General features: G+C 63.1%; 21 protein-coding genes. 11 read left to right on the top strand and 10 right to left on the bottom strand.

Annotated elements, in window-relative coordinates; translation table 11 throughout:
* Nucleotides 1-44: 44 nt before the first annotated feature.
* The 3 genes from nifK to nifH form a co-directional block, all read right to left on the bottom strand.
* Entirely contained in the window at nucleotides 45-1586 is a 1542-nt protein-coding gene (gene nifK, locus L867_RS0118175; protein ID WP_028738199.1) for a nitrogenase molybdenum-iron protein subunit beta, read from the bottom strand.
* 167 nt (nucleotides 1587-1753) lie between these two features.
* Nucleotides 1754-3265, bottom strand: a complete 1512-nt coding sequence (gene nifD / locus L867_RS0118170; protein WP_028738198.1) for a nitrogenase molybdenum-iron protein alpha chain — start codon at nucleotides 3263-3265, stop codon at nucleotides 1754-1756.
* A 96-nt stretch (nucleotides 3266-3361) separates the two neighbouring features.
* Complete coding sequence (gene nifH, locus L867_RS0118165) at nucleotides 3362-4261, bottom strand: nitrogenase iron protein (protein ID WP_028738197.1); 900 nt, start codon at nucleotides 4259-4261, stop codon at nucleotides 3362-3364.
* Between the two features lie 386 nt (nucleotides 4262-4647).
* Between nifH and L867_RS0118160 the strand changes: the two genes are divergently transcribed.
* The 11 genes from L867_RS0118160 to nifA all read left to right on the top strand — a co-directional run bounded on the left by L867_RS0118160 (nucleotide 4648) and on the right by nifA (nucleotide 14698).
* Complete coding sequence (locus L867_RS0118160; protein WP_028738196.1) at nucleotides 4648-4968, top strand: iron-sulfur cluster assembly accessory protein; 321 nt, start codon at nucleotides 4648-4650, stop codon at nucleotides 4966-4968.
* A gap of 13 nt (nucleotides 4969-4981) precedes the next feature.
* Entirely contained in the window at nucleotides 4982-5377 is a 396-nt protein-coding gene (locus L867_RS27055) for a NifU family protein (protein WP_084638619.1), read from the top strand.
* Nucleotides 5378-5389: 12 nt separating this feature from the next.
* On the top strand, nucleotides 5390-6580 hold the full coding sequence (gene nifS, locus L867_RS0118150; RefSeq protein WP_028738194.1) for a cysteine desulfurase NifS: 1191 nt from the start codon (nucleotides 5390-5392) through the stop codon (nucleotides 6578-6580).
* Nucleotides 6573-7766, top strand: a complete 1194-nt coding sequence (nifV, locus tag L867_RS0118145; RefSeq protein ID WP_332308410.1) for a homocitrate synthase — start codon at nucleotides 6573-6575, stop codon at nucleotides 7764-7766. Before nifS ends, nifV begins: the two co-directional genes overlap by 8 nt.
* Nucleotides 7748-8554 carry a serine O-acetyltransferase gene (gene cysE / locus L867_RS25675; protein ID WP_104367959.1) on the top strand — a complete coding sequence of 269 codons (807 nt, stop codon included), beginning with the start codon at nucleotides 7748-7750 and terminating at the stop codon, nucleotides 8552-8554. The genes nifV and cysE overlap by 19 nt, the downstream gene beginning before the upstream one ends.
* Nucleotides 8547-8930: a nitrogenase stabilizing/protective protein NifW gene (nifW, locus tag L867_RS0118135; protein WP_028738192.1), complete on the top strand. Its 384-nt coding sequence runs from the start codon at nucleotides 8547-8549 to the stop codon at nucleotides 8928-8930. The genes cysE and nifW overlap by 8 nt, the downstream gene beginning before the upstream one ends.
* 254 nt (nucleotides 8931-9184) lie before the next feature.
* Nucleotides 9185-10039, top strand: coding sequence for an electron transfer flavoprotein subunit beta/FixA family protein (locus L867_RS0118130; RefSeq protein ID WP_028738191.1), 855 nt, complete (start codon nucleotides 9185-9187; stop codon nucleotides 10037-10039).
* A gap of 13 nt (nucleotides 10040-10052) precedes the next feature.
* Entirely contained in the window at nucleotides 10053-11162 is a 1110-nt protein-coding gene (locus L867_RS0118125; protein ID WP_028738190.1) for an electron transfer flavoprotein subunit alpha/FixB family protein, read from the top strand.
* Nucleotides 11163-11175: 13 nt separating this feature from the next.
* The gene (locus L867_RS0118120; protein ID WP_028738189.1) at nucleotides 11176-12483 is read left to right on the top strand and encodes an FAD-dependent oxidoreductase; all 1308 of its coding nucleotides are present in this window, start codon (nucleotides 11176-11178) and stop codon (nucleotides 12481-12483) included.
* A gap of 48 nt (nucleotides 12484-12531) precedes the next feature.
* Nucleotides 12532-12831, top strand: coding sequence for a ferredoxin family protein (locus tag L867_RS0118115; protein ID WP_028738188.1), 300 nt, complete (start codon nucleotides 12532-12534; stop codon nucleotides 12829-12831).
* A 130-nt stretch (nucleotides 12832-12961) separates the two neighbouring features.
* Nucleotides 12962-14698, top strand: a complete 1737-nt coding sequence (nifA, locus tag L867_RS0118110) for a nif-specific transcriptional activator NifA (protein WP_051439076.1) — start codon at nucleotides 12962-12964, stop codon at nucleotides 14696-14698.
* Between the two features lie 33 nt (nucleotides 14699-14731).
* Here nifA and L867_RS0118105 read toward each other — a convergent pair whose 3' ends face one another.
* The 7 genes from L867_RS0118105 to L867_RS0118075 all read right to left on the bottom strand — a co-directional run bounded on the left by L867_RS0118105 (nucleotide 14732) and on the right by L867_RS0118075 (nucleotide 20540).
* On the bottom strand, nucleotides 14732-15613 hold the full coding sequence (locus L867_RS0118105) for an SIR2 family NAD-dependent protein deacylase (RefSeq protein ID WP_028738186.1): 882 nt from the start codon (nucleotides 15611-15613) through the stop codon (nucleotides 14732-14734).
* A gap of 38 nt (nucleotides 15614-15651) precedes the next feature.
* On the bottom strand, nucleotides 15652-15870 hold the full coding sequence (nifT, locus tag L867_RS0118100) for a putative nitrogen fixation protein NifT (protein WP_028738185.1): 219 nt from the start codon (nucleotides 15868-15870) through the stop codon (nucleotides 15652-15654).
* Entirely contained in the window at nucleotides 15867-16184 is a 318-nt protein-coding gene (locus L867_RS0118095) for a nitrogen fixation protein NifZ (protein ID WP_028738184.1), read from the bottom strand. The genes nifT and L867_RS0118095 overlap by 4 nt, the downstream gene beginning before the upstream one ends.
* Nucleotides 16185-16187: 3 nt before the next feature.
* The gene (locus L867_RS0118090) at nucleotides 16188-16976 is read right to left on the bottom strand and encodes a 4Fe4S-binding leucine-rich repeat protein (protein WP_232363965.1); all 789 of its coding nucleotides are present in this window, start codon (nucleotides 16974-16976) and stop codon (nucleotides 16188-16190) included.
* A gap of 141 nt (nucleotides 16977-17117) precedes the next feature.
* Nucleotides 17118-17312 carry a 4Fe-4S dicluster domain-containing protein gene (locus L867_RS0118085; protein WP_028738182.1) on the bottom strand — a complete coding sequence of 65 codons (195 nt, stop codon included), beginning with the start codon at nucleotides 17310-17312 and terminating at the stop codon, nucleotides 17118-17120.
* 45 nt (nucleotides 17313-17357) lie between these two features.
* Entirely contained in the window at nucleotides 17358-18839 is a 1482-nt protein-coding gene (nifB, locus tag L867_RS0118080) for a nitrogenase cofactor biosynthesis protein NifB (RefSeq protein ID WP_028738181.1), read from the bottom strand.
* A gap of 570 nt (nucleotides 18840-19409) precedes the next feature.
* On the bottom strand, nucleotides 19410-20540 hold the full coding sequence (locus tag L867_RS0118075) for an NAD(P)/FAD-dependent oxidoreductase (RefSeq protein ID WP_028738180.1): 1131 nt from the start codon (nucleotides 20538-20540) through the stop codon (nucleotides 19410-19412).
* Nucleotides 20541-20571 lie beyond the last annotated feature (31 nt).

Below are 20571 nucleotides of genomic sequence, written 5' to 3'. Positions count from 1 at the left end.
AAACCGTTGGGAACCGGCCCCCGGCGCGCGGGGGCCGGATAAGGTCAGCGCGTCAGGTCGAAGGAATAGTCGGTCTTCGACGGTACGATCGTCTGCTGGTCGTAGACGTCGAAGAACTTGTCGAGGATCGTCGTCAGAACCCGCAGGCCGCCCTGGTAGCCCATGACCGGGAAGCGGTGATGGTGATGGCGGTCGAAGATCGGAAAGGTCAGGCGCAAGAGCGGCGTGCCGGTATCCCGCTCCAGATATTTGCCATAGGAACTGCCGATCAGGAGATCGACCGGCTCGGTGAAGAGCAGCGAGCGCATGGCCCACAGATCCTTGCCCGGCCAGACCTGGCAATCCTTGCCGAAGGGCGTGGAGGCGAAGAGTTCCTTCATCTCGGCTCCCCACGCAGCTGAACCATTGGTGGCCAGGCAATGGGTCGGCTCGCCGCCCGTTTCCAGGATGAAGCGGGCCATGCCGTACACGAAATCCGGATCGCCGTAGATCGCGTATTTCTTGCCATGCAGATAGGCTTGGCTGTCGGCCATGGCATCGACCAGGCGACCGCGCTCCATGCGCAGTTCTTCCGGGATTTCCTTCCCCGTCATCTCCGAGACCTTCATCAACAGGTCGTCGGTGCCGCCAACGCCCATCGGATAATGGAGCGACGCGACCTTCTGGCCGACCTCCCTGCAATAATCCTCGGTCTTGCGGGTGTTGTAGTGCTGCAGCGACAGCGTCCATTCAGCATTCAGCGCCGCCTTCACGTCGTCGATCTTCGTGCCGCCGTCATACATGCGATACTCGCCATCCGACGGCGTGTCGTACTGGTCGGAGGCGTCCTGGATGAAGGCGTAGTCGACATCCATCATCGCCAGCATGCGCTTGATCTCGCGGTTATTGCCGACGCAGAAGCCGTCGAAGCCGGGGATCAGGTTGAAGCGGCCCTTGATCTCGGTGCGCGGCTGGCCCTTCCAGAAATGCTCGAACACGCCGCGCACCATGTTGTCGTAGCCGTCGACATGGCTGCCGACGAAGGCCGGCGTGTGGGCGAACGGCACGTCGTAGTCGACCGGTACGGAACCCTCGTTCTTGGCGTTCTCGATGAAGCTGCGCAGGTCGTCGCCGATGACTTCCGCCATACAGGTGGTCGAGACCGCGATCATCTTCGGCTCGTAAAGCGTGTAGGTGTTGGCAAGCCCGTCGATCATGTTCTTCAGGCCGCCGAAGACGGCGGCATCTTCCGTCATCGACGAGGAGACGGCGGACGACGGCTCCTTGAAGTGGCGCGACAGGTGCGAGCGGTAATAGGCGACGCAGCCTTGCGAACCATGCACGAAGGACATGGTCTTCTCAAACCCGGCGGCGGCAAAAACCGCGCCGAGCGGCTGACAGGCCTTGGCGGGATTGACGACAAGGGCCTCGCGGGCGAGATTCTTCTCACGATATTCCCAGGTCTTGGTCAATTCGCGCTGGTCATCGACCCATTTGCCCGGATGCGGGCATTCGAAATTTTCCTTCTTGTTCTTCAACATCTCGACATATTCGGGCTCGCGGAAGAGCGGGGCGTGGTCGAGTATTTTTTCAGCCGACTGTGGCATGACGGGTCACCTCCATCCTTGCAGGCCGCGCCATACGGCGGCACTGGGACATATGAGACATTTAAAGGAACCGGACGGGCGCTGGCCCACCGGCGCTGGTTCATTCCGCCGGTCTCACCGACCGGATGTCGGCATCCCCGTTTCGCAGGCGAAGCGGGAATGGCAGTTCATTCGGCGGCAATCGCCATCGGTGCCGGCGCCTTCTTCTTCCACGGTGCGTCGTAGAGACCCCAGACCGGGTTGTTGATGGCCAGATCCATGTCGCGGGCAAAGATCGCGAAGCCGTCATAACCGTGATAGGGGCCGGAATAGTCCCACGAATGCATCTGGCGGAACGGGATGCCCATCTTCTGGACCGGGTACTTTTCCTTGATGCCGGAACCGACCAGATCGGGACGGATGCCCTCGATGAACTTTTCCAGCTCGTAGCCGGTGACGTCGTCATAGATCAGCGTGCCGCTTTTGACGTAGTGGCTGGTGCGCTGGTAATCGTCGTTATGGCCGAACTCGTAGCCGGTGCCGACGATTTCCATGCCGAGGTCTTCATAGGCCGTGATGACGTGGCGCGGGCGCAGGCCGCCGACATAGAGCATCACCGTCTTGCCTTGCAGGCGCGGGCGGAAGCGGTCGATCACGGCATCGACCAGCGGCCGGTACTTGGCGATGACGGCTTCGGCATTGGCCTCGATCTCCGGCCCAAAATGCTTGGCGATCTTGCGCAGGCTGGATTCGATCTGGGAGGGACCGAAGAAGTTGTATTCCGTCCAGGCGATACCGTATTTCTCTTCCATGTGGCGGCAGATGTAGTTCATCGAACGGTAGCAATGGATGAGGTTGAGCCTGGCCTTCGGCGCCCGCTCGATTTCGGCAAGCGTCGCATCGCCCGACCAGTTGCCGACCACGCGCAGGCCCATTTCCTCGAGCAGGATGCGGGAAGCCCAGGCATCGCCGCCGATATTGTAGTCGCCGATGATGTTGACGTCATAAGGGCCGGTTTCGAATTCGGCGTGCTTGTCCTCGCCGGAGAACACCCAGTCGCGGATCGCATCATTGGCGATGTGGTGGCCCAGCGACTGCGACACGCCACGGAAGCCTTCGCAACGCACGGGCACGATGGTCTTGTTGATCTCCTTCTTCTTCTTGCGCGACACCGCTTCGATGTCATCGCCGATCAGGCCGATTGGACATTCGGACTGGATCGTAACGCCATTGTTGAGCGGAAACAGCGCCTCGATCTCGTCGATGACCTTTTCGAGCTTCTTGTCGCCACCGAAGACGATGTCCTTCTCCTGGAAGTCGGAGGTGAACTGCATGGTGACGAAGGTGTCGATGCCGGTCGTGCCGATGTAGTAGTTGCGGCGCTGCGACCACGAATACTGGCCGCAGCCGACAGGTCCGTGGGAGATATGGACCATGTCCTTGACGGGGCCCCAGACCACGCCCTTGGAACCGGCATAGGCACAGCCGCGGATGGTCATGACACCCGGAATGGACTTGATGTTCGACTTCACGTCGCATTCGGAAAGCGGCTTGCCGTCTTCGGCATCGACCTCGTCGCCCGTCTTGGCGACGTTCAGGTGTTTCTTGCGGCGCTTGGCCGTCTTGTCGGGATAGTGCGACAGCACGTCCTCTATCAGTTTCTCGTGGAGCTGGCTGTCGTTTTCATAATCGAGGCTCATGGCGTTCGACCCCTTCTTAAACAGGATGGCGGCACATCCGCCGGATTGAAATGGAGCGCCGGGTCAAGGCCGGCGCCCGGTTTCGCTTGGCGCCGGTCAGACTGCGGCGACGGCCTGCTTGGCGGCCTCCTTGGCTGCCAGTTCGGCCAGCATCTGCTCGTCAGTCTTCATGATGCCGAAGGCGAGCAGCATGTCTTCCAGCTCTTCCATGGTGATCGGGGTCGGGATGGTGCCCTTGCCGGAATTGTTATGGATCTTCTGGGCCAGCTGACGGTATTCGTCAGCCTGCTGGGAGTTCGGCGCATATTCGATGACCGTCTGCTTGCGCAGCTCGGCATGCTGCACGATGTTGTCGCGCGGCACGAAGTGGATCAGCTTGGAATTGAGCCGTGCCGAAAGCGCTTCCGCGAGGTCCAGCTCTCGGTCGGTCTGGCGTTCGTTGCAGATCAGGCCGCCCAGGCGCACGCCGCCGGAATTGGCATATTTCAGGATGCCCTTGGCGATGTTGTTGGCGGCATAGAGCGCCATCATCTCGCCGGACATGACGATGTAGATTTCCTGGGCCTTGTTTTCGCGGATCGGCATGGCGAAGCCGCCGCAGACGACGTCGCCGAGAACGTCGTAGGACACATAGTCCACGTCGTCATAGGCACCGTTTTCTTCCAGAAAGTTGATCGAAGTGATGACACCGCGGCCAGCACAGCCGACGCCTGGCTCAGGACCACCGGATTCGACGCACTTGATGCCCTTGTAGCCGATCTTCAGCACGTCCTCGAGTTCGAGGTCCTCGACCGAGCCTTCCTGGGCTGCGAGCGACAGGACGGTGTCCTGGGCCTTGGAGTTGAGAATGAGGCGGGTGGAATCCGCCTTGGGGTCGCAACCGACGATCAGGATCTTCTGACCCAGATCGACAAGCGCGGCCAGCGTGTTCTGGGAGGTGGTCGACTTGCCGATGCCGCCTTTCCCGTAAAATGCAATCTGACGCAGAGCTGCCATGACTTTTCCTTCCTTCGCTTAGGCAACCGCGGCGAGGCCGCGAGCTGATACCGGATCGGCAGGCTTGACCGCCGCCGCAGATCCCGTTTCAAAAGCCGTGCCAGTTTGCCAAACTCGGCAAACCGGAAGATTTAACCTTTTAAAATCAATATATTAGGAAATAACAGCAGCAGGTCCGCCATCGACATCGATCTGTCGCAGACATGACAAACACGACAGGTGCGCCTGCTTTTGTAGGATGCCTCCCGTCACTGTCGGATTGACGACGTTGTCGCAAAACCGACAAAGGGGATTCTTACTACCTCTCTGTTTTTTAAAAGGAAACTCCCTTGGCACGGCAGATGCATGGCGGTCTGGGTATTCCCACCCGGATGGAGAACCACACCATGATTATCCTGACTGAGAATGCCGTTTCCGCCGTCAAATCCGCGTTGTCGAAGGCAGCCGAGCCGGCCGAGGGCCTGCGCATCATGGTGGAGGCCGGCGGCTGTGCCGGCTTCAAGTACTTGATGGGCCTCGAATCGACGGCGCGAGACGGCGACGCCGTCATCGATGCCGACGGTGTCAAGGTCTATGTCGACACCCGTTCCCAGCCCCATGTGGCCGGCATGACCGTCGATTTCGTGACCGGCCTCGAGTCGTCGGGCTTCGTCTTCGACAATCCGAACGCTGCGGACAAATGTGCCTGCGGCAAGTCGTTCGGCTGAGAGGGAGACGATCATGCAGGATCAAAGCCAGTCGGCCCGCGTCACGCTGTTCGACGGATTGAAGGCCCGCCCCGCCAGGCCGGCGACGAAGCCACAAGTGATCGGCGGCGAGGACCCGATGTCGCCACTGGCAGCTGCCGAGGTGGCCGACCCTGGCGCGCAGGGCATGCGGGCCGCGCTCCTGGCGCGCCGCCGGCCGCTGATCGAGGCGGCGCTCGAAGCCATCCGTCCCAACCTGCAGCGGGACGGCGGCGACTGCCAGTTGGTCAAGTTGGAGGGCGATGCCGTCTACATACGGCTCTCCGGCGCCTGTGTCGGCTGCCAGCTGGCCTCCGTCACCATCCACGGCGTCCGCCAGAAGCTGATCGAGGCCATCGGCATGCCGCTCCGCGTCATCCCGGTCAACTGAAGGAGCCGTGGGATGTGGCCAGTCTATCTCGACAACAATGCCACGACCCGAACCGATCCGGCGGTCGTCGAAGCAATGCTGCCCTATTTCAGCGAGTGCTTCGGCAATCCATCCTCCGCACATGGGATCGGCACCGACGTGGCAAAGGGCATCAGGACGGCGCGCGAGCAGGTGCGGAGCCTGGTGGGGGCGGCCCATGACAACGAAATCGTCTTCACCTCGGGAGGCACGGAAAGCGACAACACCGCGATCCTGTCGGCGCTGCAGGCGGTTCCGCACCGCGACGAAGTCGTTGTATCCGCCGTCGAACACCCGGCGATCCTGACGCTGTGTCGCCGCCTCGAGACGAGCCGTGGTACCAGGATCCACCGCATCCCGGTAGACGGGTGCGGCAGGCTGGACATCGACGCCTATCGGGCAGCGCTGTCGGAGCACACGGCCATCGTCTCGGTCCTTTGGGCCAACAACGAGACCGGCGCCGTCCTGCCGGTTGCCGAACTGGCACTGATGGCAAAGGCGGCCGGGGCGCTCTTCCACACGGATGCCGTCCAGGCCGCCGGCAGGCTACCGATCGATCTCAGGACGACGGCGATCGACATGCTATCGCTCTCCGCCCACAAACTTCATGGCCCGAAAGGTGTCGGCGCGCTCTATGTCCGAAACGGCACGCCCTTCGTGTCGCTGATTGAGGGCGGCCGCCAGGAGCGGGCCCGCCGCGCCGGTACGGAAAACGTTCCGGGCATTATTGGTTTGGGAAAGGCTGCTCAGCTTGCGATGGACGCTCTGGCGTCAGAAACACCCCGCATCGCGGCGCTTCGCGACCGCCTCGAACAGTGCCTGCAACGCTCAATCGCCGGCACCCGGATCAACGGCCCTCCGATGGCGCGGATTGCAAACACCTGCAATATCGCCTTCGAGGACGTCGAAAGCGATGCGCTTCTGACGCTTCTGGGACGCGAGGGCATTGCCTGTTCGTCCGGTTCGGCCTGCGCCTCGGGCACGATGGAACCGAGCCATGTGCTGATCGCCATGCAGGTGCCGCCCCGGTTCCTGTATGGCGCCCTGCGCTTTTCCCTGTCGCGCGACACCGGCGACGCCGAGATCGATCGGGTGCTGGCCGTCATGCCGCGGATCGTCGAAAGGCTGCGACAGCCGGCTTCCCGCCCTTCCCACCATCAAACATCCGATTCCGTCCATGCCTGAGAGCAAGTTCACCCCCATGGCCCCGAGGCCAGCTGTCCTCCTGAACGACACGACGATGCGCGACGGTGAACAGGCTCCCGGCGTCGCCTTCTCGCTTTCCGAGAAACTCGGAATAGCCGAGGCGCTCGCCGCCGCGGGCGTTCCTGAGATCGAGGTCGGGACCCCGGCCATGGGCGAAGACGAAATTGCCGCAATCCGCGCCGTCGTGTCGCTCAATCTGCCGATGCGCGTGATGGCCTGGTGCCGCATGAGCGAACCGGATCTCGACGCGGCGGTTCGTAGCGGCGTCTCGGCGGTCAACCTCTCCCTGCCATCCTCCGATCTGCAGCTCCAGGCCAAGCTCGGGATCGGCCGGGCAGAGGCGCTTTCGCGCGTGGACACCATGGTACGCAAGGCGGCAAGGCTCGGGCTTTCCGTCGCGGTCGGGTGCGAGGATGCCTCGCGCGCCGATCCGGCCCATCTGTCGGACGTCATCGAGATTGCCGCCAGCGCCGGCGCCGAGCGCGTCCGACTGGCCGACACGGTCGGCATTCTCGATCCGTTTTCAACCTTGGCGCTGATCGAACCGCTTGCCAGGCATGCGCCCATACCGCTCGAATTCCACGCCCACAACGATTTTGGCCTTGCCACCGCCAATTCGGTCGCCGCTTACCGGGCGGGCGCCCGCCATCTTTCCGTCACGGTGTCGGGACTCGGTGAACGGGCCGGCAACGCACCTCTGGAAGAAGTCTCAGCCGTATTGCAGATCATGCACGGCGTCCCCACCGGGCTGGATCTGGCAGCCCTTCCGGGCCTTGCCGCCTTCGTCGCGCAATGCGCGCGGCAAACCTTGCCGCCAGCCAAACCGATCACCGGCTGCAATGTGTTCACCCACGAATCCGGCATTCACGTCGCCGGTCTGCTAGGCAATCGCCTCACCTACCAGGGCCTGGACCCGGCAGAATTCGGCCGCGACCACAGCATCGCCATCGGCAAACACTCCGGTACGGCAGCGCTTGCCCATGTGCTTGAACAGCGCGGGCGGTACGCCGACCGGGAAATCCTGGAAATCCTGCTTGCACAGGTTCGCAGGTTGGCGGTCGCAACCAAGGCGACGGTGCCGGTGGCCCAGCTCGTACACCTATTCGACCAGATCCAGGCGGATCTCTCTGAACCAAGGGGACAGCCATGTCGTTCGTCATGTTGACGTCCACCAACCGGTCGCGCCCCCGACGGGAGCCCGATCCGCCCCGCCGGAAGGGCGCCCTTGCCATGGTCCGTGCAGACATCGCCTGCGTGAAGGCTCGCGACCCCGCCGCACGTTTCACTTTCGAGATACTACTCACCTATCCCGGCGTGCACGCCATCATCTGGCATCGGATTTCCCACCGCCTGTGGCAAAAGGGGTTGCGCTTCCCTGCCCGCTTTCTCTCCTGGCTGTCGAGACTGCTCACCAATATCGACATTCACCCCGGAGCCGCGATCGGGGAGCGCTTCTTCATCGACCACGGCGCCGGCGTGGTGATCGGCGAGACGACTGAGATCGGCGACGATGTCACGCTCTATCACGGCGTGACCCTTGGTGGCACGTCATGGTCCCCAGGCAAACGCCACCCGACTTTGATGGGCGGCGTTCTGGTCGGGGCGGGCGCCAAGATCCTCGGTCCCATCGTCGTCGGTGCCGGCTGTCGCGTGGGCGCGAATTCCGTCGTCGTCGACGATGTCCCGCCCGGCATGACGGTAATCGGCATTCCCGGAAAGATCGTGCGGCCCGCCGAAGAGCGCCGCCGGCTCGGCCACGGCCGCATCGATCTCGATCACCACCTGATGCCGGACCCGGTGGGGGATGCGGTATCGGCCCTGATCGACCGTCTCGACTTCCTCGAAGTGCGCCTCGCCCACCTGCAGGCGCAGCTCAATCGCCGGCCGGAAGCCAGTCCCAGCGTCCCGGCCACCCGTAATTCTCACCAGCCACAGGGAGCTCAACATGAGTGACTGCTCGTCCAATTCGCGCCCGATCGAGGTCGACAACATTCTCGAACGCCTGCGCGGCCTGTCGTCGGCGGAAGACTTCTTCCACACGCTCGGCATTCTCTACGACGCCAAGGTGCTGAACGTCGCGCGCCTGCACATCCTCAAGCGCATGGGGCAATATGTTGCCGAGGAGGATTTCGAGGGCCTTCCCGACCGGGTGATTGCCGCCCGCGCCCGCTCGACGCTGGAACGTGCCTATTCCGATTTCGAGTCCGCGTCGCCCCTCTCCCAGCGCATCTTCAAGGTCCTGAAGGATCACGACCCGGACAAACCCGCCGAGAGGCGCGGAGCCTTCGTCTCGTTGGAAACGGCCCTGAAGCCCTTTGCCGATCAATAGCCGACGGCCCTTCGCTCCCCCTCGGCCGGCCGCCTTTTTTCGTCCGCCTTCGGCACGGAGCGAAAATCCGGATCGCCTTCTTGCCGGCACCCGACGCGACATTGTCGAAAACCCGACAAAATCGCCGGACACGGCGGGGGCCGGGAGATTGAATGAAATCTTATCAATAACTTACGAGCTCATCCAGGACTTGGCACGGATTATGCTGAAGTTCCTGTACAGCCTTTGAAGCGACCATGATGGAGGTGCACGGCATGCATATCGTCGTCTGTATCAAGCAAGTGCCGGACTCGGCGCAGATCCGCGTTCATCCCGTGACGAATACCATCATGCGCCAGGGCGTTCCGACCATCATCAATCCCTTCGACCTGTTTTCCCTCGAAGAAGCGATGAGGATGCGCGACGCCCATGGCGGCGAGGTCACGGTGTTGACCATGGGGCCGCCCATGGCGTCGGATTCGCTACGCAAGGCGCTGACCTTCGGTGCCGATCGCGCCGTGTTGCTGACGGACCGTTTCTTTGCCGGCTCCGACACGCTCGCCACATCCTTCGCGCTTTCCGCCGCGATCGAAAGGATCGGCCAGGTCTATGGCAGGCCGGACGTGATCTTCGCTGGCAAGCAGACGATCGACGGCGACACGGCCCAGGTCGGGCCTGGCATCGCCAAGCGGCTGGACCTGCTGCAATTGACCTATGTCGCGAAGATCGCCTCCGTCGAGCCAGAGGCGCGCGAGATCACCGTCGAGCGGCGCGCCGAGGGCGGCACGCAGATTCTCAAGACCCGGTTGCCCTGCCTCATCACCATGCTCGAGGGCACCAACGAGATCCGCCGCGGCACGTTGAACGATGCGCTTCGCGCGGCACGCGCCGAGGTCGTCACCTGGAGCGCCGCCGATGCCGGCATCGAGGACATGACCAAATGCGGCCTGCGGGGATCGCCGACCGTGGTCAAGCGCGTCTTTGCCCCGACGGCCCGCCAGGAGAAGGCCGTGATGATCGGCGAGCCGGGCAAGGCCCCGCGAGACCTGGCCGACAGCCTGATCGCCGAGATCTTCACCCGCAAACCCGCCCTTGAGCCGACTCTCGTCGCCGACCACTGCGCCGCCTAGGAAGGATGAAAACATGACCGAAGAGGCAAGGAAACCAGCAGCACCGGCCGCCGGACGGGCGGGCATGAAAAAGGAACTGCCCGAGCACTTCAAATCCTACAGGCATGTCTGGGTGGCGATCGAAATGGAACGCGGCCAGGTCCACCCCGTGTCCTACGAGCTGCTCGGCTGTGGCCGCACGCTGGCCGACAAGCTCGGCGTGCAACTGGCCGGCGCGGTGATTGGACCGCCGGGAGAAGCGACCTGGCATGCCGTCGCAGAGGCCTTCGCCTACGGGGCCGACATGGTCTACCTGGTCGAAGATCCGATCCTGAAGGACTATCGCAACGAGCCCTATTCGAAGGCGCTGACGGATCTCGTCAACACCTATCAGCCGGAGATCCTGCTGCTCGGGGCGACCACGCTCGGCCGCGATCTGGCCGGCTCGGTCGCCACCACGCTGAAGACCGGGCTTACCGCCGACTGTACCGAACTCGACGTCGACGACGACAAGTCGCTCGCTGCCACCCGCCCGACCTTCGGCGGCTCGCTGCTCTGCACGATCTACACGCTGAATTTCCGCCCCCAGATGGCGACCGTGCGTCCCCGCGTCATGCCGATGCCGGAGCGCAAGGAGCGTCCCGTCGGTCGCGTCATCCAGCACAAGCTGTCGATGATGGAGGAAGACATCGTCACCAAGGTGCTGAGCTTCATTCCCGACGGCCAGTCCTCCAAGGTCAACCTCGCCTATGCCGACATCGTCGTGGCCGGCGGGCTCGGCCTGGGGGCGGCCGAGAACTTCCAGCTGATCCGCAATCTGGCCTCTACGCTGGGCGCGGAGTACGGCTGCTCGCGCCCGGTCGTACAGAAGGGCTGGATGCCGTCCGAACGCCAGATCGGCCAGACCGGCAAGACGATCCGGCCGAAGCTCTACATTGCCGCCGGCATTTCCGGCGCGATCCAGCACCGCGTTGGTGTCGAGGGTGCGGACCTGATCGTCGCCATCAATATCGATCCCAATGCGCCGATCTTCGACTTCGCCCATGTCGGCATCGTCACCGACGCGGTGCGTCTGCTGCCAGCCCTCACCGAGGCGTTCATCCGCCGCCTCTCGCCCCACAACCGCGACAAGCTCGCCAGCTAACGGAGACGCGACCATGATCGAAGAAAGATTCGACGCCATCGTCATCGGAGCCGGCATGTCCGGCAACGCCGCCGCCTATACGCTGGCAAGCCGCGGGCTGAAGGTGCTGCAACTCGAACGCGGCGAATATGCCGGTTCGAAGAATGTCCAGGGGGCGATCATGTATGCCTCGATGCTGGAGAAGATCATTCCGGACTTCCGCGAGGATGCGCCGCTCGAGCGGCATCTGGTCGAACAGCGGTTCTGGATGATGGACGACAGCTCGCACACCGGCATGCACTACCGTTCCAACGACTTCAACGAGGAGAAGCCGAACCGCTACACGATCATCCGCGCCCAGTTCGACAAGTGGTTTTCCTCCAAGGTCAAGGAAGCCGGCGCGACGGTCCTGTGCGAAACGACTGTGACCGAACTTGCCCGCGATACCAGCGGCAAGGTGATCGGCGTCCACACCGACCGCCGGGGCGGCGCGATCTTCGCCGACGTGGTGGTGCTCGCCGAAGGCGTCAACGGGCTGCTTGGAACCCGCGCCGGCCTGCGCGACATGCCGAAGCCGGAAACGGTGGCGCTGGCGGTCAAGGAAATGCATTTCCTGCCGGAGGAAGTGATCTGCGAGCGTTTCGGGCTGACCGGCAACGAAGGTTGCGTGATCGAAGCCGCCGGCACGTTTTCGCAGGGCATGACGGGGCTCGCCTTCCTCTACACCAACAAGGAATCGATCTCGCTCGGCGTCGGCTGCCTGGTGTCCGACTATGCCAAGACCATGGAAAGCCCCTATGCGCTGCTCGAAGAATTCAAGAACCACCCCTCGGTCAGGCCTTTGCTGGCCGGCTCCGAGGTCAAAGAATATGCCGCGCACCTGATCCCGGAGGGAGGATACAAGGCGATCCCGCAGCTCTTCGGCGACGGTTGGGTCGTGGTCGGCGATGCCGCCCAGCTCAACAATGCGGTCCATCGCGAAGGCTCCAACCTCGCCATGACCTCCGGCCGGATCGCGGCGGAGGCGATCTTCCAGGTGAAGAGCAGACGCGATCCGATGACGGCAGAAAACCTGAGCCTCTACAAGAAGATGCTGGACGAATCCTTCGTCGTGAAGGACCTCAAGAAGCACAAGGACATGCCCGCCCTGCTGCACACCAATTCGCAGAATTTCTTCATGACCTATCCGCAGCTCATCTCGGCGGCGGCACAGAGCTTCGTGAGGGTCGATGGCACGCCGAAGATCGACAAGGAGCGCGCGACCATCGCCCAGTTCGTCAAGAACCGCAGCCGTTGGGGCATGGTTTCCGACGCGGTGAAGCTTGCATTCGCCTGGCGCTGACGGACGCAAATGTCCGGGCTGAAACAATCGACAACGAGGAGTACCGAAATGACCATTGCCATCAAGGACGTCCGGGTCGAGGACAAGCTGTTCCAGAACCGTTACCTGGTCGATGTCGGCCGGCCGCATATCACCGTGCGACCGCACGAGACGCCGAGCCCGGCGCTGCTGGCGCTGACAAAGGTCTGCCCGGCCAAATGCTATGAGCAGAACGACAAGGGCCAGGTGGAGATCACCGCAGACGGCTGCATGGAATGCGGCACCTGCCGCGTGCTCTGCGAGGCGTCCGGCGAAATCGAATGGAACTACCCGCGCGGCGGCTACGGCGTGCTCTTCAAATTCGGCTGATACGGGCCTGGCCCAATTCGAATTGACAACAGGCAACATCGGCGTAGTCTCAAATGTCATATAAAAGAATTCGGTTTGGGGAGGTTGCCCTTGGAACAATCCAGTTTGGGATAGTCCAAGAGGTCTTCGGATGAACCGCTATGTTGAGCATGTCAGCCCACCGGGCAGGGACCACACCCTGTCCGAGGCTGCCGCCAAATCAAGCCGCCGCGCCACCGTTTCCCTGAGCGGCATCTATGAAATCTCGAAGGTGCTTGCCGAGCCGGCACGCCTTGAGATCACGCTCGCCAATGTCGTGAACATCCTCTCGTCCTTCCTTCAGATGCGCCACGGCGCCCTGATCGTGCTCGACGACGGCGGGCTACCCGAGATCGTCGCCACTGCCGGCTATTTTCACAAGCCGGGTGAAGATCACTTCATGCCGATCCCGCAGACGGTCATCGACCAGATCGTGGCGACGGGAACGCCGCTCGTTGTCCCGGATACGAGCCGCTCCCATCTGTTTCCCGGAAGTGAGCCGGGAGTCTGCTTCATCGGCGTTCCCGTGAAGGCCAACCACACCGTGCTCGGGACGCTGTCTATCGACCGCACCCGCAAGGAGGGCGCGGATTTCACGCTCGACGACGACATGCGCTTCCTCACCATGGTCGCCAATCTCGCCGGCCAGACCATCCGTCTTCACCGGATCCTGAGCGAGGACCGGCAACGGCTGATCGACGAACAGCGCCGGCTGGAAAAGTCCTTCGAAGGCAGTGCGAAAATACGCCCGCGCCGCACAGCCGTGAAGACCGGTCGCATCGTCGGAGAAAGCCTCGCCGTGAAAAACGTCCTCGACGTCATCAATATCGTCGCCAGGACAAATTCCACGGTGCTCCTGCGGGGCGAAAGCGGCACCGGCAAGGAACTCTTCGCCCAGACGATTCACGAGCTTTCGCCCCGTCACGACAAGCCATTCATCAAGCTGAACTGTGCGGCCCTGCCCGAAACGGTTCTTGAGTCCGAGCTGTTCGGCCACGAGAAAGGCGCCTTCACCGGCGCGATCAGCCAGCGTGCCGGTCGCTTCGAACTTGCCCATGGGGGCACGCTGCTGCTCGATGAGATCGGCGAGATCTCCGCCGCCTTCCAGGCCAAGCTGCTGCGCGTGCTGCAGGAAGGGGAATTCGAGCGCGTCGGCGGCAACAAGACGCTCAAAGTGGACGTACGGCTGATTTGCGCCACCAATCGCGATCTCGAAGAGGCTGTGCGCAAGGGCGACTTCCGCGCGGATCTCTACTATCGGATCAGCGTCGTGCCGGTAACCCTGCCGCCTCTGCGCGAGCGGCCAGGCGACATTCCCCGTCTGGCGGAAGAATTCCTCGAGCGTTTCAACCGCCAGAACAGCCGCCATCTCAGCTTCAGCAGAACGTCGCTGGACCTGATTTCCCGCTGCTACTTTCCGGGAAACGTGCGCGAACTCGAAAACTGCGTGCAGCGGACAGCAACGCTGACCCGCTCCGAAACGATCGCGCCGAACGATTTCGCCTGCAGCACGGGGCAGTGTCTTTCCGCCCTTCTGTGGAAGGGGAACGGCAAGGTTCCGACCAATGCGATCGATGTGCTGGCAAGCGGACAGACCCTGCCCGGCGGCATGCCGGCGCCGCTCTCCCATGGGCACGACGCCGATTCGATTTCGGCCGGCAAGGCGTGCAATCCGGATGATCCGGCCTGTCCCGCCAATGGTGGCAGGCTGACCGAACGTGATCGCCTGGTCGATGCCATGGAGCGTTCGGGCTGGGTCCAGGCAAAGGCCGCCCGTATCCTCGGTCTCACCCCTCGGCAGGTCGGCTATGCACTGCGCCGCCACGATATTCCGGTGAAGAAGTTCTGACCCCGGCCCGCAGGCCAGGGTCGTCCAGGCTTTTTACCCAACGAGAAGGTCGACCGCCTGCTGCAGGGACATGTCGATCAACGTGATGCCGTTTTCTGCGAGGAACCGCCGCTCGTTCCGCGTGAGCGCCTCGGCGTTCATGACCGCATAGTGCGGCCCCTTCGACCTCTTTGCGATCTGTCGGGCATAGGTGCGCAACATCTGGTCGTGGAACCGACATCCCAGGAACAGAAGACCGAGCGCGCCGCGCCGGTCCTTGACGATCTCAGGAATCGGAGTCTGGATATCGATCTCGGTCAGGACTTCCACATAGTCGGAATCGGCCACCAGAAAATTGCCGGCCGGACGGGCGCCACCATGTGGCTCGTAGAGAACCGTCGCCGCTTGCGAGGCGGTAGCATCCTCGAGTTGGCAGTCATCGACACCGTAGACCCTCGTCCAGATGTCGCGAATTTCGCCCGATCGCGTCACGCCCTGAATGCTGACGAAGTCCTTTCGCCCGCTCTTTTTCAGAGCTGCCCGCATGGCCCCGTCATACCAGCTGTCGACGATCATCGGCAGGGACAGCCCCGCAAGCCAGCGGTGGAGCACCGTCGGCTGCGGCTCGACTGCAAATATCTCCGCCATCCAGGCCTTCAGCGTATTCCGGTGCCGGCGCTGTTCGATGTGCTGGGCAACGGCCCACATATTGGTACGAATGCGCGACGGTGCCGGGGCCCGTGTGTTGAGCGCCGCCGCCACCGCCTCGGGTGAGGCGGGGATGGCGGCCTCAGCCCCCGCAACCTCCAGAAGGCCGGGGCCGAGATAGGGGGCGAGCGATCCCTCCTGCAACCGGCTTCTCAGTTCCAGGACCGTGCTCGCCGCTTCCTCGTCATTGACGCTGAACAGGAAGTCCTTGTGCAGTATGGCATTCATGGCATCGCACTCCTTCGGTTCCTCGCCTGATTCCACGATCAGGCCTGTTCGTCGTCGGCCAGCCTGCGGGCCTCCACGGTGATCGGCAGGCGGGTATCGGCCGGCATGGGCGGAAGATCGAGGCGCCATCCGTTCTTGAGCGTCACCACGCCGCCCCAGAGGTCTTGCGTCTCGGATCCGACAATCGGCTCTTCCAGATCCTTCTTCGGCACATAGGCGTAAAAGCCGCGTTCGGACTTGCGGATCATGACCTTCATCGTTGACTTCCCTGGCTGTCGACGTCTGCTGCCTGCGTCGCGTCGGGCCGGTCGAGACTTGCAAGCTCACGCGCCCGCATGCCGACCAGCGTTCCCTGATCGACCCATTCGACCGAGTAGATGTAGAATTGCTGCAGGAAAGTGCCGATGTCGCGGACATATCCGACATCTCCCTTGCGCACGAGGTTTTCGCCGATCTCCTTGCCGGGATAGGTGCCGTCGTTCCTGACGTGTCGTGTCGCCCGGACACGCTCGCCCGGACGGAAGGCCGGAGGCTTGCGGATTTCGACATCCTGTTCGCGTCCAAGCCCCATGACCTATCCCTCCTTGCCCTGATTGGTCGTTCGCTCTTGCGCCAGTTCCCGGACAGCCTCGTCCTCATCGAGCAGGAACGGGCCAAGTTCGTCGATGGCGAGCCTTTCGACTACCGCGTGCCGCACGCGAAAATCCGGATCCCGCGCCATCAGGTGCAGCCGGGCGGGCTCCAGGCGTCTGGCGATCTCGATCCGCACCAGCGGTTCCGGATCAGCGACGAGCGCCTGCAGGTGAACGAGATGCAGGCGCCGGGCCGCCTCCCGGCGAATATCCGGTTCCGGGTCGTCCAGAAGCCCGACGAGCAGCGCATCGGTCGCCGAACGGGCCGCGCTCAGCCGCACTTGGTAATCTGGATCGCGCAGCAGCGGCAGCAGGGCCTCGCCCGAAAGGCGCCGGGCGAGTGCGATCCGCACCCGGCGATCCGGATCGAAGCGCAAGGTCAGCACGCGGGCCGCCGGCAACCGGATCGCCGCCATAGCCCGGACATCCGGCTCGGTATCGGACAGGAGCGGCAAGAGCTTGAACGGCGTGGCATAGCGGGCGGCAATGCTGCGCACCTCGAAGAAGGGATGATCGAGATAGGAGTCGGCAAGCGCCGGATTGAGCGAGAAGAAACGGTCGATGCGGCGGGCTCGCAGGTCCCTGACGCAGGCCCGGCCGAGATCGCACAGGCCAGAGATCCGGTTCTCCTCGTGCGGGCAGTCCGCGCAAGAAACCGGATTGCCCAGCCAGTCGATCGCCGGTGGCGCCTGGTCGTCGTCCATCTGCCTGGGACCGTTCTTCGTGTTCATGCCACCTCTCCACGCCGCCCGCACAAGGCCGGTCACGAGTTCGCACGCTCTCGACCGAGGCCGGTAGAGAATGGAGCCCGACCACCGCCACAAGGGTTCAAGGGCCAAGGGTGGCGGCCGGGTTTTCCTGCCTGGATGGAATCAGGCTGGAACGCAGGTCTTGGGCACCGGACAGACGGCTGCGCATTGCTGGATATCGAAATACCCTTCGCACTCGGTGCATTTATTCGGATCGATCACATAGGTTTCCCCTTTGAACTTAATCGCCGCGGTCGGGCATTCGAATTCGCAGGCGGAGCATTGCGTGCATTGCGAAGCGATGATCTTGAAGGCCATTATTCCATCTCCTGTCGGCTGCTTCGGTTGCGGGTTTCAACAATGTCAGGCGCTTTCGGCGAGAAGCTCAAGGCCGAACTCGGCGGCATAGAGCGCGCCGATCGCGGTCTCGATATAGTCGAAGCCATAGGCATCGCTGGCGCGGATGCCGGCGGCCCTCAGGCTGTCCTTCGGGCAGTCGCCGATCTTGGCGCAGAGCACGACGTCGATGCCCTCCAGCGCTTCGATGACGCCGTCGAGGGTCGCGTCCTCGCCAAAGCCGCCCAGACAATATTGCTCGACCTTGCGATGGCCGACGAAGCTGATGCCCTTGGGCGAGGCTTCGTAGACCTGGAATTCCCTGGCATGGCCGAAATGTTCGTTGACACGCCCACCACCCTTGGTCGCGATCGCGACAAGCAGCGAGCCGGCAGCCTCGGTCTCCCGAACGGCGCTGACCGCCGCCTGCTTGGCCGCCACATGGTCTCCCCGTTCGCGGGCGACGACCTCGCGATAGGTTTCGCGCTTGGCAGGATCATAGGTGACGTCCTCCGGGAGCTGGTCGAGGGTGAATTCCTGGCCCCGGTCCTCGCCGAGCAGGCCAACGGCGTCCGCCCGACACTGGCGGCAGTGGCGCATCAGCTTGGCGCCGCCCTCGAGCTTGTCCTGAAGCGCCTTCAGTTCCATCGCCTTCGGCCCGCGCTGGCCGGTCAGTCCGTAATGGGTGCCGTGCGCCGGATCAGAAATCAGCGGCATGACATTGTGCAGGAAGGCGCCGCGTTCCTTGACCCACTTGTTGACCTCGATCAGGTGCTCGTCGTTGACCCCGGGGATCATCACCGAATTGATCTTGGTCAGAATGCCGCGGGCGGTCAGCATTTCGAGCCCGAGCATCTGCCGCTCATGCAGGATCTGCGAGGCCTCGAGCCCGGTATAGCGGCGGTTCCTGTAGAAGATCCACGGATAGATCTTCGTGCCGATCTCGGGATCGACCATGTTGATGGTGATCGTCACATGGTCGACATTCATCGCGGCGAGTTCTTCGACATGATCGGGCAAGGCCAGGCCGTTGGTCGAGATGCAGAGCTTGATGTCGGGAATGTCGCGCGACACCTCCTCGAAGGTCGCCCTGGTCTTCCTCCAGTCGTAGCAGGCATCCCCCGGCCCGGCGATGCCGAGCACGGAAAGCTGGGGCACCTCGTTGGCGACCGCGATCACCTTGCGCTTGGCCTGGTCCGGCGTCAGCTTTTCCGAGACGACGCCCGGTCGGCTCTCATTGGCGCAGTCATACTTGCGATTGCAGTAATTGCACTGGATGTTGCAGGCGGGCGCGACGGCCACGTGCATGCGGGCGAAATAGTGGTGCGCTTCCTCCGAATAGCACGGATGGTCCTTGATCTTTTCCCATACGGCCGGGTCCATGTCGTCGGGCTTGGCCGACGAGCCGCAGGAGCTCGACGAACAGCCGCCGGACGTGGCCTTCGCGAGCAAGGCGTCCATGGAGGATGCAGGGGCGAGGCTCTCCAGCGAGATGAGCGGTGCGGACATCGGTTGCTCCATTGCGTCCGGTTGACGATGCAATGGAGAAAGCAATGTCCGTGCCAGGATAATTAACCGCTGAAATACAATATGTTAACGGCAGCCAAAGCCTGCGCATGTCGGATTGACGACGGTTTTGTCGGATGCTCGACACTGACTTGGCGAATATTGCGGAGAAACCCTCAATCGCGCCAAGCGGTCCAAGCGGTCCAGCCGCGGCGGCAGGATCGAGCCTGGCGGCAAGTCGTCCCTGCCGGGGACCATCCGCACTTTCTTGTCTGACATCATCCGTTGGCCGGCGGTGAAAAGCTGGAAACTAAAATCCGGTTCATAGGTCCCCGGGGAGTTGCATAGGTCAAGGCCGGGGGGACAACGGAGTTTCGGTCCACTGACTGAATTTCGGCAAGTCCGGCCCGTATTTCTACGGCATCGCCCTTGGCATCGATGAACGCCGGGGCAGACCCGACCGGATCCGCAAACCCGTCGGCGCCGAGGCTAGGAATGCGTCCTGCCGCAATGAATAGCGGCAGAACGATCGCATCGCAGACCCCATCTCGGGGGCAGGCCTGCCGGGACAGCCTATAGTGACGAGAAACGCTCCGGCCTGAAGGTTGTAAGCATGGGATGTTCCTGGCCGGTCGCAACCTCGTAGGCGAGCAGCTCGCCGACGATCAGGCCGAGCGTCGCGCCGCTGTGGCTGAAGGCGACGTAGTAGCCGGGAATGGCCTTGAGCGCACCGACCACGGGTTCGCCGTCGCCGGGGATCGGCTTGCCGCCAATGCCGACGAAGGCGACCTCGAGCCTCGGATTACCCTCCAATACCCTTGCAGCCTCCGCGAGCAGCGCCTCCACTACGGCTTCGTCGATGTCATAGCCGCCGTCGGGACGCGCTTTCACGCCTTCGTCCGCGGCCCAGTCGGCATCCAGCGAGAAGGTGCCGCTGGGCGCAGGCCGAACCGCAACGCGCGGGGTGTTGAGGACCGCGCGCAGCGGGTGAGCGAGCGGTTTGGTCTGCACAAGCAGGGCGATCGGAGTGTCATCGCCGATAAGCTGGCCGCTGTCCGCCGCCATGCGCGGCACCGCGGGTCCCGTTGCGAGCACGACGGCGTCGCCCAGGAAGCGCCCGCCCGTGACGGTTTCCGCACCGATAGCCCGGTCTCCCTCGACGACGACCCGCGCCGCGCCCTGATCCGTCACCACGACACCCCCGAGAGCGGAAAACTCTTCGAGAAGCATGCCGATCAAGACCGGCAGGTCGACCCAGCCTTCGCCGGGATTGAAGATAGCGCCCTGGCGCGTGATCGCCCTGGCGTCGAGACCGGGCGTTACGTCCGCGACATCCGCTGCGAAGACGCGCCGCGCGTCATAGGCCAGCGAAACCTCGTGGCGATAGGCGGCTTCGATTTCGTTGCGCTCGTCATCGGCATCCCAGGTCAGGCCGCCGTCGAAACGAAGCCAGTCCGTATCGGAGTGCTCCGCGAAAAGGGTGCGGTAGCGATCAATGCCAGCCATACGCAGGCGATGATAGGGCTCAGAGCGCATGCGTGCCGAATTCAGCCAGGAGAGCGAGCGGCCCGAGGCGCCGTTGGCCGGCGGTCCGTCATTGAGGATGGTGACCTTGATGCCGCGGCGGGCGAGCTGAACGCCGGTGGAAACGCCGAAAATGCCGGCGCCGATGATGACGGCCGAAGAGATGGTGTTGTCTGTCATGGGATGTCTTTCGATCGGTGTGTCATGGGAA

Origin of the sequence: Paenirhizobium selenitireducens ATCC BAA-1503 (assembly GCF_000518785.1) — a bacterium.
Taxonomy (GTDB): domain Bacteria; phylum Pseudomonadota; class Alphaproteobacteria; order Rhizobiales; family Rhizobiaceae; genus Allorhizobium; species Allorhizobium selenitireducens.
Note: the sequence above shows the minus strand (reverse complement) of the source record. Positions and strands in the feature narration are given on the sequence as shown.